At 62.9% G+C, this 12837-nt stretch carries 14 protein-coding genes; 9 read left to right on the top strand and 5 right to left on the bottom strand.

The features are described 5' to 3' along the window. Positions 1 to 89: 89 nt before the first annotated feature. Positions 90 to 887, bottom strand: coding sequence for a TatD family hydrolase (locus IWW33_RS02765; RefSeq protein ID WP_115275365.1), 798 nt, complete (start codon positions 885 to 887; stop codon positions 90 to 92). A gap of 158 nt (positions 888 to 1045) precedes the next feature. Between IWW33_RS02765 and IWW33_RS02760 the strand changes: the two genes are divergently transcribed. The 4 genes from IWW33_RS02760 to greB all read left to right on the top strand — a co-directional run bounded on the left by IWW33_RS02760 (position 1046) and on the right by greB (position 4009). Beyond that, positions 1046 to 2452 carry a transglycosylase SLT domain-containing protein gene (locus IWW33_RS02760; RefSeq protein WP_115275364.1) on the top strand — a complete coding sequence of 469 codons (1407 nt, stop codon included), beginning with the start codon at positions 1046 to 1048 and terminating at the stop codon, positions 2450 to 2452. A gap of 114 nt (positions 2453 to 2566) precedes the next feature. Continuing rightward, positions 2567 to 3001, top strand: a complete 435-nt coding sequence (locus tag IWW33_RS02755; protein WP_046787939.1) for a DoxX family protein — start codon at positions 2567 to 2569, stop codon at positions 2999 to 3001. A gap of 214 nt (positions 3002 to 3215) precedes the next feature. After that, positions 3216 to 3524, top strand: a complete 309-nt coding sequence (locus IWW33_RS02750) for a hypothetical protein (RefSeq protein ID WP_046787940.1) — start codon at positions 3216 to 3218, stop codon at positions 3522 to 3524. A gap of 11 nt (positions 3525 to 3535) precedes the next feature. Further along, positions 3536 to 4009 carry a transcription elongation factor GreB gene (gene greB, locus IWW33_RS02745; RefSeq protein ID WP_115275363.1) on the top strand — a complete coding sequence of 158 codons (474 nt, stop codon included), beginning with the start codon at positions 3536 to 3538 and terminating at the stop codon, positions 4007 to 4009. Positions 4010 to 4065: 56 nt separating this feature from the next. On the opposite strand, the gene IWW33_RS02740 is transcribed toward greB, so the two are convergent. Beyond that, the gene (locus IWW33_RS02740; protein ID WP_196914186.1) at positions 4066 to 6573 is read right to left on the bottom strand and encodes an FtsX-like permease family protein; all 2508 of its coding nucleotides are present in this window, start codon (positions 6571 to 6573) and stop codon (positions 4066 to 4068) included. Beyond that, a complete protein-coding gene (locus IWW33_RS02735; RefSeq protein ID WP_012313661.1) occupies positions 6573 to 7256 on the bottom strand; it encodes an ABC transporter ATP-binding protein in 684 nt (227 codons plus the stop codon). The genes IWW33_RS02740 and IWW33_RS02735 overlap by 1 nt, the downstream gene beginning before the upstream one ends. A gap of 10 nt (positions 7257 to 7266) precedes the next feature. Here IWW33_RS02735 and IWW33_RS02730 point away from each other — a divergent pair, with 10 nt between their 5' ends. The 3 genes from IWW33_RS02730 (at position 7267) to IWW33_RS02720 (ending at position 9321) form a co-directional block, all read left to right on the top strand. Continuing rightward, on the top strand, positions 7267 to 7872 hold the full coding sequence (locus IWW33_RS02730; RefSeq protein WP_046787322.1) for an arylesterase: 606 nt from the start codon (positions 7267 to 7269) through the stop codon (positions 7870 to 7872). 58 nt (positions 7873 to 7930) lie between these two features. Then, the gene (locus IWW33_RS02725) at positions 7931 to 8212 is read left to right on the top strand and encodes a hypothetical protein (RefSeq protein WP_039601335.1); all 282 of its coding nucleotides are present in this window, start codon (positions 7931 to 7933) and stop codon (positions 8210 to 8212) included. 131 nt (positions 8213 to 8343) lie between these two features. Then, positions 8344 to 9321, top strand: a complete 978-nt coding sequence (locus tag IWW33_RS02720; RefSeq protein WP_046787321.1) for a L,D-transpeptidase family protein — start codon at positions 8344 to 8346, stop codon at positions 9319 to 9321. A 139-nt stretch (positions 9322 to 9460) separates the two neighbouring features. On the opposite strand, the gene IWW33_RS02715 is transcribed toward IWW33_RS02720, so the two are convergent. Continuing rightward, positions 9461 to 9712, bottom strand: coding sequence for an Lpp/OprI family alanine-zipper lipoprotein (locus IWW33_RS02715; protein ID WP_003250288.1), 252 nt, complete (start codon positions 9710 to 9712; stop codon positions 9461 to 9463). Positions 9713 to 10229: 517 nt separating this feature from the next. Here IWW33_RS02715 and IWW33_RS02710 point away from each other — a divergent pair. Next, positions 10230 to 10511: a GNAT family N-acetyltransferase gene (locus tag IWW33_RS02710; protein ID WP_046787320.1), complete on the top strand. Its 282-nt coding sequence runs from the start codon at positions 10230 to 10232 to the stop codon at positions 10509 to 10511. A 62-nt stretch (positions 10512 to 10573) separates the two neighbouring features. Here IWW33_RS02710 and IWW33_RS02705 read toward each other — a convergent pair whose 3' ends face one another. Beyond that, positions 10574 to 11650, bottom strand: a complete 1077-nt coding sequence (locus IWW33_RS02705) for a 3-deoxy-7-phosphoheptulonate synthase (protein ID WP_046787319.1) — start codon at positions 11648 to 11650, stop codon at positions 10574 to 10576. Between the two features lie 233 nt (positions 11651 to 11883). On the opposite strand from IWW33_RS02705, the gene IWW33_RS02700 reads away from it, so the two are divergent. Next, positions 11884 to 12831: a putative 2-dehydropantoate 2-reductase gene (locus IWW33_RS02700; RefSeq protein WP_196914185.1), complete on the top strand. Its 948-nt coding sequence runs from the start codon at positions 11884 to 11886 to the stop codon at positions 12829 to 12831. Positions 12832 to 12837 lie beyond the last annotated feature (6 nt).

The raw sequence follows: 12837 nt of genomic DNA, 5'->3' as shown, positions 1-12837 counted from the left end.
AAACATTATTGGCAAGGTGCCATCATTGTGCCCGCTCACGCCTGGGAGGTTTTGACGTGTATCAACAAACCGTTTATGCCCGATCAAGCTCAGGTCAGCTGGAAAAATGCCCGAGCCGTTGCAGTGGTGTGCGCCGCGGTATCTTCAACACGTTCACCTCGGTGCAACGCTACCTCCCGCAGCACCTCTGGCAAAAAAGCCGGCTCGTTGCGCCCGCTCTTCGGTTTCGGTCGCAGACTGCGCGGCAGCAGATACGGGGCATCACTCTCCAGCATCAGGCGCCCTTGTGGGATATTGCCCACCAGCGGATGCAGGTGCGTGCCGCGGCGTTCGTCACAAATCCACCCGGTGATGCCGATGTGCAGGTCCATGTCCAGGTAGGCGAACAGTGCGTCGCGCTCGCCGGTGAAGCAATGCACCACGGCGGCAGGCAGGTGGTCGCGGTAGTCCTTCACAATCGCCAGCAAGCGCTCGCTGGCATCACGCTCATGCAGGAACACAGGCAGGCGCAACTCGGCGGCCAGCGCCAATTGAGCTTCCAGGGCTTTTTCCTGGAGTGGGCGAGGGGAGAAGTCGCGGTTGAAGTCCAGCCCGCATTCGCCTACGGCGCGCACACGCGCTTCATTCAGTAACTGGCGCAGTCGTTGGTCGCTGTTGGCGTCCCACGCTTTGGCGTCGTGCGGGTGTACGCCGGCTGTGGCGAACAGGTGCTCGCTGGCGGGGTCCAGCTGCTGGCACAGCTCTAGCGCCTGCTCGCTGACCGCGAGGCTGGTGCCGGTAAGGATCATCTGCACTACGCCGGCTTCGATGGCGCGCTCGACGATGGCGGCCTGCTGGTCGTGGAAACTGCTATTGGTCAGGTTGACGCCGATATCGATCAGTTGCATGGTGCTACCTCGTGCCGCGGGACGGCCAGCATAGCAAAAAGCGCGATTTCCGGGAAAAAGCCAAGAACTTCAGGCTGTTGCGATGGTCTTTTGCCGTCATTTATCACGAGTTGCTCGCACACATGGATGCTGCCCACCGACCTCGGATACGTCTTCGCATGCTGCGATACCTGCTCGCCCTGCTGCTGGCGCTTGGCCTGATGAGCGTCGGTCCCGCCTACGCACGCCTGCCGGGGCCGCAGCAGAACGTGCCGGTGAGCAAGGCCCGTGACCTTGAACAGATCCGCAGCAGCAAGGTGCTGCGGGTACTGGTCAACCAAAGCCGCAACAGTTCCGGTGAGGTCAAGGGCGAGCCCGTCGGCATCGAGTACTACCGCTTGCGTGCGCTTGAGCATTACCTCAACGCCCGGGCCGGCGACGGGCAACAGGTGCGGCTCAAACTCATCCCCAGAGCCAAAGAGCAACTACTCGGGGCCCTGCAGCGCGGTGAGGGCGACCTTGCCGCCCCGGGCGAATTGCTCGACCCGAGCCTGGTCGGTGGCGTGAACAGCAGTGCTCCGGTCCTGGACCAGGTGCCGTTGTGGCTGGTCGGGCGCAAGGGCGAGCGCAGTTTCACCCGCGTCGAGCAGTTGTCCGGGCGCACCGTGGCGTTGACCAGTGCCAGTGCCGCCGGCGCGCTGATCCAGCAGATCAACCAGCACCTGGCGCTGCGCAAGCGCCCGCCCGTCAAGATCGAGTGGGTCGATTCGACCCTGGCGGTGGAGGACGTGCTGGAGATGGTCCAGGCCGGCATCTATCACCTGACCGTGGTGGAGCGGCCGATCGCGCTGCGCTGGGCCCGGGTAATGCCACGCCTGCGCCTGGATAGCCGACTGCAACTGGGCCCGCCGCAAGCCATGCGCTGGTATGTGCGCCGAGATGCGACGCTGCTGCAGGCCACGGTCGATCGTTTTCTGCAGGGCTACCGCGCGCCGGAAAACCAGGACGCTGCCTTCGAGCGCATCTACCGGCGCCAGTACCGCGTGCACAACCCGCTTGCGCGCAAGGACCGTCAGCGCCTGGCTTCTGTGCGCGCGGTGCTGCAGAAACATGGCCAGGCGCAACAGATCGACTGGCTGAACCTTGCTGCGTTGGCCTTCAAGGAGTCGACCCTCAACCCGGCGGCGCGCGGCAGTGGCGGGGCGCATGGCCTGATGCAGATCACTCCTGCAGCTGCCCAACGGGTCGGGGTCAGCAATACCGCAACGGTGGATGGCAATGTCCAGGCCAGCGCCCGTTACCTGGCGTTGATCCGCCGCAAGTTCTTTGCCAGCCCGAAGATCAACGAGCGTGAGCGCATGGCCTTTGTGCTGGCCGCCTACAACCTTGGGCCCGAGCGGGTCCAGGCCATGCGTGTCGAGGCTCGCAAGCGTGGCCTCAATGGCAATCAATGGTTCTTTCAGACTGAACGGGTCGCGATGGAGCAGGTGGGCATGGGGCCGGTGAACTTCGTCAACAGCGTGAACAAGTACTTCCTGGCGTTCAACCGTGAGCGTGCGGTGCTGGAGCGGAGGGGGAATCGCTGATAAATCGATTTATTTGATTTGTATGCTGGGTTTTTTGCGATTTATATATCTTTTATGTCGATTATTATGGCGCCCATCCCAACACAACATCCCAGCTTTCAAGGAAGTCACCCAATGAACAACGCAATCATCAAACTGCTCTCCACCCACGCTGGCCTGGGCCTGAGCGTGGTTCGCATCCTGGTCGGCATCATCTTCATGGCGCACGGTGCGCAGAAACTCTTCGGCCTGTTCGGCGGCTACGGGTTGGAGGGCACCGGCCAGTGGATGGAGAGCATCGGCCTGGCCCCCGGCTACCTGATGGCCCTGCTGTCCGGCAGCGCCGAGTTCTTCGGCGGCCTGGCCTTGGTGATCGGCCTGCTGGCTCGCCCGGCGGCGCTGGCACTGAGCGTAACCCTGGTGGTGGCAATTTTCTCGGTACACATCGGTAACGGCCTGTTCATGTCCAACAATGGCTATGAGTTCGCCCTGGCGTTGCTGGCGGGTACCGTCGCGGTACTGATCGAAGGCGCTGGTCGCTTCTCCGTAGACCGATTGATCGCCCGCTGACAGCTCATGCTGCAGGCCTCAAGTTGATGACTTTCAGCTTGGGGCTTGCAGCTTGCCGCGTGTAGCTCTAGCATACCGCCTGCGCCGATTTAAACAGCTACTTGCGGGGCGCAGGAAAACCCAGCCCCGGGTCATCCGAAATACCGCTAAAGCGCTGGTTCGGTGACGCCTCCCACCGCTGCCCAGCGGGATTTGCGAGGCGGAGAAACACTCCATGAGTTGCCCACGTACCAGTGTCTGCTTGAGCCCACTGCCTGCCAGCCAGGCCACCCGCACACCGCGCATTCTGCTCGGTGGCCAGCATCAGCCTACTCTTTTGCGTCATCTCGAAGGCTTGTCCCGTCGCAAAGGCCAGGCCCGCGCCTTCCTCATCCAGTTTGCCGAAACCGCGTGCCGGCTGGAGCAGTTTGGCAACGACCGCTTCGATCTGGCGGTGATCCAGGCACCTGCCGCGCAGGATGCTGCCGAAGTGATCGGCCACCTCACCCGCATCGCACGCCAGGGCCTGATTACCCGACGCTGAGGAACCCGCTGTTGAGTACCAATATCATCACGACAGAAGGCCATGAAGCTCTGAAGAAAGAGCTGGACCATCTGTGGCGGGTGTATCGCCCGGAAATCACCCAGAAGGTGGCTTGGGCTGCCTCGCTGGGGGATCGCAGCGAGAATGCCGACTACCAGTACAACAAGAAGTTGCTGCGTGAGATCGACCGTCGGGTCCGATACCTGCGCAAGCGCCTCGAAGACGTCAAGGTGGTTGCCTATTCGCCGCAGCAGGAGGGCAAGGTCTTCTTCGGTGCCTGGGTGGAGATCGAAAACGATGACGGCGAAGCCCTGAAGTTTCGCATCGTCGGGTACGACGAGATCTATGGACGCAATGACTATATCTCGATCGATTCGCCCATGGCGCGGGCCCTGCTCAAGAAAGAGGAGGGTGATGAGGTGCTGGTGCATACACCTACTGGCGAAGCGACCTGGTATGTAAGCAGCATAAGTTACGAGCAGTAAGCGTTCAGCTGCAAGCCGAGGCGTATCTGCTCATGCTTGCAGCTTGCAGCTTAAGGCTATCCCTCCCGCAGCACCGCCAACGGGCTGGCATTAAGCGCCCGCCGAGTCCCCAACACACCAGCCCCTCCTACCAGTAGCGCGCCCGCTAGCGGCAGTATCAGCAGCCACGGATGCGGGCCCCACTGCAGGTCGAACGCATAGCGGTAAAGCACCAGGGTAATCAACTCACAGCCTAGCGCTGCCAGGGCGCCACTGGCCGCACCCAGCAGCCCGAACTCGATACGCCGCGCTTTCACCAGCAACGGTCGAGCAGCGCCAAGCGCGCGCAGCAATGCGCCTTGGCGAATGCGTTCATCCAGCGTTGCCTGCAAACCTGCGAACAGCACGGCCAACCCCGCTGCCAGGACGAACAGCAATACATATTCCACCGCCAGGGTAACCTGGGCGAGGATGCTGCGCAGCTGCTCCAGCAAGGCATCGACTTGCAGGATGGTCACCGCCGGGAACGCCCGCGACAGGGCCACCACATCCAGGTCATGACCCGGCGCGAGGTAGAAGCTGGTCAGGTAGGTGGTCGGCAGCCCCTGCAGGGTGCCGGGCTGGAAAATCATGTAGAAGTTCGGCTGGAAGCTGTCCCAGTGCACGCTGCGCAAGCTGCTCACTCGCGCCTGGCGTTGTTCGCCGCCAATGTCGAAGGTCAGCAGGTCGCCCAGTTGCACCTTCAGGCTGGCGGCAAGTTCCGCCTCGACCGAAACGCCGGGGATTTCATCACCAGCCGGTAGCGCCCGCCACCAGTTGCCGGCGGTCAAGGCATTGCCTGCGGGCAGGTCGGCGGCCCAAGTCAAGCTGAGGTCGCGCTGAACGGCGCGCTCGCCGGCGGAATCCTTGCTGACGATCTGTTGCACGGGTTGCTCGTTGATCTGGATCAGCCGGCCAGGCGTCACCGGGTACAGCGGTGCGGAGGCTGCGTTCACCTCGTGCAGGCGCTGGGCGAAAGGCTCACGGTCGTCGGGCAGGATGTTCAGGGCGAAATGGTTGGGTGCGTCCTTGGGCAGTTGTGCCTGCCAGGTGTCGAGCAGCTCGGCGCGCAGCAAGGCGACCAGGGCCATGGCCAGCAGGATCAGGCCAAACGCCAGTGCCTGGCCCGCGGCAGCCATGGGGTGGCGCAGCAACTGGCCCAAGCCCAGGCGCCAGGGCAGCGGGGCGCCTGCCAGCAGTTGCCGCAGGCTACGTAGCCCAAGCAGCAGCAGGCCGCCCAGTGCCAGCGCGGCAAGCAACCCGCCGCCTAGCAGGGCGAAGGTCAGCAGCAGGTCGAGGCTCAGGCGCCACATGATCAGGCCCAGGGCGAACAGGGCGGCGCCGTAGACCAGCCAGCTGCTGGGTGGCACGGGCAGCAGGTCGCGGCGCAGTACACGCAGTGGCGGCACCTTGCCCAGAGCGGCGAGCGGGGGCAGGGCGAAACCGGCCAGTGCGACCAGCCCGGTGGCGATGCCGGCCAATGCCGGGAGGATGCCGCCAGGCGGCACCACGCTCGGCAGCAGGCCGTGCAACAGGCGGAACAGGCCCAGTTGCGCCAGCCAGCCGAGCAAGGCACCGACCAGCGCGGCCAGCAGGCCGAGCATGGCCAGTTGCAGGCAGTACAGGCCCAGCGCTTGGTGGCGGGACAGCCCCAGGCAGCGCAACAGTGCGCTGGCGTCCAGGCGCCGCGCCGCATAGCGGCTGGCCGACAGTGCCACGGCGACGCCTGCCAGCAGCACCGCTACCAGGCTGGCCATGTTCAGGTAGCGTTCGGCCTTGCCCAGGGCACCCCCGATCTGCCGGTTGCCATCGCGGGTGTCGAGCAGGCGCTGGTTCGCCGCCAGGTTCTTCTCCAGCCCCTGGCGGTACTGCGCCAGGGCCTGTGCATCGCCGCGCCACAGCTCACGGTAGCTGACCCGGCTGCCGGGCTGAATGACCCCTGTGGCCTCCAGGTCGGCGAGGTTCATCATCACCCGCGGGGTGAGGCTATAAAAGTTGTTGGCACGGTCCGGTTCGTAGGTCAGTACGCGGCTCATGCGCAGGGTCTTCATGCCGACATCGATGCTGTCGCCGATGCTCAGGCCAAGGGCAGCCAGCAGGCGCGGTTCGACCCAGACCTCGCCCGGCGGCGGGCCGCCACCGGGTGTTTCCATGGCATACGGCGCCGGTGCACTGCGTACCTGGCCACGCAGGGGGTAGGCGCCATCGGCGGCCTTGATGCTCGACAGCTGGATGCCGGCATCACCACCGACCACGCTGGTGAACTCCACCACCCGGGCGTGGCGCAGCCCCAGGGCGGAGCCGGCGTCGACCTGTTCCTGACGCGCCGGCGCACTGCCTTGCAATACCAGGTCGGCGCCAAGGAACTCGCTGGCGCGCAACTGCATGGCGCCATTGAGGCGGGCGCCGAAATAGCCGATGGCGGTGCTGGCGGCAACAGCGACCAGCAGGGCGAAGAACAGCACGCGCACTTCGCTGGCGCGGATGTCGCGCAACAACTGGCGCAGCGCCAGGCCGCACAGGCGGGAAAGCGGCATGTGCTTCATCAGGCCTCCACCGGCGCCACCAGGCGGCCTGCTTCCAGTCGTATCAGGCGCCTGCAGCGGCTGGCCAGGCGCTCGTCATGGGTGACCAGAACCAGGGTGGTGCCGCGCTCCTTGTTCAGGTCGAACAGCAGGTCGCTGATGCGCTCGCCGGTATGGCTGTCGAGGTTGCCGGTAGGTTCGTCAGCGAACAGCACCGCCGGTTGGGCGGCGAAGGCGCGGGCGATCGCCACCCGTTGCTGCTCGCCACCGGACAGCTGGCGTGGCGTGTGGGTCAGGCGCTTGCCCAGGCCGACCCGTTCAAGCAGGGTGCGGGCTTGTTCGCGAGCATCGCGACGGCCGTCCAGCTCCAGTGGCAACATGACGTTTTCCAGTGCATTGAGGCTGTCGAGCAGCTGGAACGACTGGAACACAAAGCCGACATGTTCGGCGCGCACCCTGGCGCGTTGGTCTTCGTCCAGTGGGCCCAGGTCGTGTCCGGCGAGTATCACCTTGCCGGCGCTGGGGCGGTCCAGGCCGGCCAGCAGCCCGAGCAGGGTGGATTTGCCTGAGCCCGAGGCGCCGACGATGGCCAGGCTGTCGCCTTGGGCGAGGTCCAGGGACAGTGCGTGCAGGATGGTCAGATCACCTTCCGCACTGGGGACCACTTTGCTAAGGTTCTGCGCAACGAGAATGCTGGGGCCCATGGAGAATCCAATGCGAGTGTGGTGGTTGAGTGCCGGTCTGGCCCTGTATTGCCTGGCCCAGAGCGCGGCGGCGGGAACGTTGCTGGTTGTCGGCGATAGTATCAGCGCCGGTTTTGGCCTGGATACCCGCCAGGGGTGGGTCTCTTTGTTGCAGACCCGGCTCAGGGACGAAGGTTTCGATGATCGGGTGGTCAATGCGTCGATCAGCGGCGACACCAGTGCAGGGGGCCAGGCGCGGCTGCCGGCGCTGCTTGCAGCGCACAAGCCCAGCCTGGTGGTGCTGGAATTGGGCGGCAACGACGGGCTGCGCGGACAGCCTCCAGAGCAATTGCAACAAAATCTTGCCTCGATGATCGAGCGGTCACGCGAGTCCGGGGCCAAAGTGGTGCTGTTGGGCATGCGCCTGCCGCCCAATTACGGGGTGCGCTACACCACGGCGTTCGCCAAGGTTTATGAGCAGTTGGCAGCGCAGAAACAGGTGGCACTGGTGCCGTTTTTCCTCGAGGGCGTAGGGGGTGTGCCGGAGATGATGCAGGCCGATGGCATCCATCCGGCGCAGGGTGCCCAGCAGCGGTTGCTGGAAAATGCCTGGCCGGCGATAAAACCCTTGCTGTGACGCTTTAAACGGGGCCGGCTTTCGGCTAATGTTGCGCCCCCCGTTTCGAGAGCCCCCAATGCCGCGCCCTGCCTGGTCCTTGTATGCCTACCAACTGATCGAGCCCGATGAGCAGCTCGATCTGTTCGCCTGCCAGGAAATCCGCGTCCACCTTGTCGCCCGCCAGCTCGAACTGGGTGTGCCGGTCGACCGAACCCTTTGTGGGGGCTTGCTGCCTGCACAGCCACGGTGGTCCGGCGTGCCGCGTTCGATCTATCGTGACGGCCGCCTGTGCGACCTCTGCCGGGCGATTCTCGACGCCCAGCGCCGCGGCATGCGTCCGGTATGGCCACAGCTTTGACACGGCCCTGGGCCTGAAACTCCGAGCGCCTTTCATCATCTGAAACGCATGGAAACCGCCAGTGGCTCCCGCTTGGCACGGTGCGGGTGTACAATCGATTCTCTTGACCCACCTTTCGAAGGATTTACCGGATGTTGCCGCGCTTTCCCGCCGTCACCCGCTGCCTGACCCTGGCCGGCCTGCTGGCAGCAGGCCCCGCCGTTGCACTGGAGCTGCCGCTGCCGCCTCCGGGAGAAGACGTCGTTGGCCAGGTACAGGTGATCAAGGCCAAGTATGAGGACACCTTTGCCGACATCGGCACTGCCAACGACCTCGGCTACCTGGAGATGATCGCCGCCAACCCGGGTGTCGACCCATGGCTGCCGGGCGCCGGTACCGAGATCATCCTGCCGACCCGCTACGTGCTTCCGCCGGGGCCCCGCGAGGGCGTTGTCATCAACCTTGCTGAATACCGGTTGTACTACTTCCCGAAAGGGCAGAGCGTGGTGTACACCTTCCCGCTGGGGATCGGTCGTGAAGGCTGGGGTTCCCCCATCGCCAACACCAAGATCATTGCCAAAACCCCAAACCCGACCTGGACGCCACCGGCTTCGATCCGTGCTGAGCACGCCGCCGACGGTGACATCCTGCCAACCGTGGTGCCGGCCGGGCCAGACAACCCGCTGGGGCCTTACAAGTTCACCCTGGGCGTGCCGGGTTATCTGATTCACGGTTCGAACAAGAAGTTCGGCATTGGCATGCGCACCAGCCATGGTTGCTTCCGCATGTTCAACAATAATGTGCTGGAGCTGTCGAAGATGGTCCCGGTCGGTACGCCGGTGCGCATCATCAACGAGCCGTACAAGTTCGGAATCAGTGGTGGCAAGGTATACCTCGAGGCGCACACACCGCTGGACGATCACGGCGACCCTTCGGTGGTCGACAAGCACACTGCTGTCATCAACGCACTGCTCAAGCGCGAAGACCTGGCCAACAATGTGCGCATGAACTGGGACATGGTCCGCGACGTGGTCGCTGCCGAAGATGGCATGCCGGTGGAAATTGCCGTGCCCGTCGATAACCAGGGTGCAGCTCCCATGGTGTCGAGCATTCCGCCAGAACTGCAGTAAGCCCTTGAGCGATAGGGCTGAAGCCTGCCCAGGTCAAACGCCTGGGCAGGCTTTTTCATTTGTGCTGTTTGCTTTTGTAGCGGCAATAAAAAAGCCGACCCCACAAGTGGGTCGGCTTCTTAACAATCCGTGAGGACTATTACTTGCGGCTGGCTTTGTCCAGCATACGCAGAGCGCGCTCATTGGCTTCGTCAGCGGTCTGCTGAGCCTTCTGAGCGGCTGCCATTGCATCGTCAGCCTTACGGTAGGCTTCGTCAGCACGGGCCTGAGCGCGAGCTGCTGCGTCTTCAGTCGCAGTCAGACGAGCTTCGGTTTCTTTGGATACGCTGCTGCAACCGGTAGCCAGAACTGCGGCCAGAGCCAGAGCAGAGAATTTCAGAACGTTGTTCATCGTGTTCCCCTTCAAGGACTTTCTATTAAATAGCCATCTCTCAGGAAAGAGAAACTGGCCGGCGTACATAGTACCCATTACTTGTAGTAAGTAAACTGACTCAGCGCAAGAACGGTAAAAAAAATGTTGCCCAAGGGTGCTTGACGAGATTTTCAGACTTTTTGTGAGCACGCTGTGCAGGCGGCGCAAGCGATTGTTGTATGGGAACTTTTTTGTTGAACTAACGGTGACTTTAAGGGTCGTTGTACGTCTAAAGCCCAAGAGTGTCCGGCTGAGTTTGCAGGTCAGTTCGTACAGGGGTTCGAGCTCATTGCCGTGACTTTTAACCGATGCCACCTTGAGCAATCCGGGGTGTCGCGCCTACTATTTGATGGCCCGGTCCGGCAGAACCATTGCAATCGGCCTGCGGTCCAAGGGGCAAGAGGTGGCATAGGCGCTGCACGCATTGGTTCCTCTGCCGGATACATCACCATCGATTAAGGTAAAGGTCTGCCCAAAAGGCCTGCGAGGAGTAGTGATGAGTGAAGCGCTGACCATCCACCATGACCAGGCCGGTCATCAGTTCGAGACCAACGTGGACGGTCATCGTGCCTACCTGACGTACATGGATCTGGGCAAGCAGACGCTGGATATCTATCGCACTTTCGTCCCCAACGCCTTGCGCGGCCGCGGCATCGCTGCAGCACTGACCGAAAGGGCCTTGGAGTATGCGGACCAGATGGGCTACACGGTGATTCCTTCCTGCTCGTACGTCGAACGCTACATGGAGCGCAAGCAGCGTCATTCGAGTAAAGCCTGAACCTGCTGACTGCACATGCGAAAACGCCGGGCTAAGCCCGGCGTTTCATTTTGTGGCCACGTTCAGCCGCGCTTGCGCTTGGGCAGTACATCCTTGAGCTTGGCGTGCATGCTGCGCAGGGTGTTCTCTGTGGCAGACCAGTCGATGCAGGCGTCGGTGACCGATACGCCGTACTGCAGATCTTCCAGGTTCTTCGGGATCGACTGGGCGCCCCAGTTCAGGTGGCTTTCGACCATCAAGCCAATGATCGACTGGTTGCCTTCGAGGATCTGGTTGGCGACGTTCTCCATGACCAGCGGCTGCAAGGCCGGGTCCTTGTTGGAGTTGGCGTGGCTGCAGTCGACCATGATGTTGGCCTTGATCTTTGCCTTGGCCAGGTCCTGTTCGCACAGGGCAACGCTGACCGAATCGTAGTTCGGCTTGCCGTTGCCGCCACGCAGCACTACGTGGCCGTAGGGGTTGCCCTTGGTAGTGACGATGGATACGCCGCCTTCCTGGTTGATGCCCAGGAAACGGTGCGGCTTGGATACCGACTGAAGGGCGTTGATGGCCACGGTCAGGCCGCCATCGGTGCCGTTCTTGAAGCCGACCGCCGAGGACAGGCCCGAGGCCATTTCACGGTGGGTCTGGGATTCGGTGGTGCGCGCGCCAATGGCCGACCAACTGATCAGGTCTTGCAGGTACTGCGGCGAGATCGGGTCGAGCGCTTCGGTGGCGGTTGGCAAGCCCATTTCGGCCAGATCCAGCAGCAGTTGGCGGCCGATGTGCAGGCCGTCCTGGATCTTGAACGAGTCATCCAGATAAGGGTCGTTGATCAGGCCTTTCCAGCCGACCGTGGTGCGCGGCTTCTCGAAGTAAACACGCATTACCAGATACAGCGTGTCGGAAACTTCCTCAGCCAGCACCTTGAGGCGCTCAGCGTATTCGTGAGCGGCCTTGATGTCGTGGATCGAGCACGGGCCGACCACTACGAACAGGCGATGGTCTTTCCCGTCGAGGATATTGCGCACCACTTCGCGGCCGGCAGTAACGGTCTGCAAGGCTTTGGCGCTGAGGGGGATTTCCTTCTTGAGCTGATCGGGAGTGATCAAGGTCTCGTTGGAGGCAACGTTAAGGTCGTCGATCGGTAAATCAGCCATCGTGTTACTCGTCAGGTCACGGTGCCGGCCGCCAGCAATCCCCGTGCGGCCCAGCAGCAAGAATGTTCGCAGCGGGGAGCCGAACCTTAGCGCGTTACTGGGGGCGCGACAATGGGCTGCAGTGCGCCTGTGCAGGGTTTTTCCCTGGTGCAACAGGCTTGTCCTGCTATTTGGGTGCGCAAAATGCCTCAACAGGTGTAGAAAAGCACACCGACATTTATCAGGAGATCAGCATGGACCCTCGCAAACCACGCATTGGCATTATTGGCAGTGGTGCCATCGGCGGCTTTTATGGCCTGATGCTGGCGCGGGCCGGGTTTGACGTGCATTTTCTGCTGCGCAGTGAATTTGCGCAGGTTCGGGGGCATGGCCTGAGGCTGGAAAGCGCCGTGCACGGCGACTGGCGCATGCCGGTGCAGGCTTATGCCAGCGCTGCCGACATGCCGCCGTGCGATTGGTTGCTGGTGGGTGCAAAGGCGACCAGCAATGGCGAATTGGCGCCGCTGATTGCGCAGGCATCGGCACCCGATGCCAAGGTGGTGCTGCTGCAGAACGGGTTGGGTGTCGAGGAGCAGTTGCGGCCAGCGTTGCCCGGCAATCTGCACCTGCTCGGTGGCTTGTGCTTTATCTGTGTCAACCGCGTGAGCCCTGGTGTGATACGCCATCAGGCGCTGGGTGCGGTCAACCTGGGCTATCACAGCGGGCCCGCCAGCGACGGGGGGCTGAGCATCGTAGAGGAGGGCGCCAGGCTGTTCCGCGCCGCGGGTATCGACTCCCAGGCCATGGACGACCTCGGTCAGGCTCGCTGGCAGAAGCTGGTGTGGAATGTCCCCTACAACGGCCTTTCGGTGTTGCTTGGTGCCAGTACCTTACCGCTGATGGCAGATGCCGACAGCCGTGAGCTGGTTCGGGCGTTGATGGCTGAGGTGGTCCAGGCGGCCGCCGCCTGTGGTCACGAGTTGCCTGCCGGTTATGCCGAGCACTTGTTCCGGGTCACCGAGCAGATGCCCGACTACTGGCCGAGCATGTACCACGATCACGTCCAGCAGCGACCGCTGGAGCTTCAGGCTATCTATGCCGAGCCTCTGGCCCGGGCGCGCGCTGCGGGGTGCAGCGTGCCGCGCATGCAGATGCTCTACCAGGTACTGGCCTTCGTCGATCGCGCCAATCGCGCCGGCTGAAACCTC

It is taken from the genome of Pseudomonas sp. M2 (assembly GCF_015751845.1).
In the GTDB taxonomy this organism is placed as follows: domain Bacteria; phylum Pseudomonadota; class Gammaproteobacteria; order Pseudomonadales; family Pseudomonadaceae; genus Aquipseudomonas; species Aquipseudomonas putida_E.
This window is presented reverse-complemented; position numbering and strand designations above follow the sequence as displayed.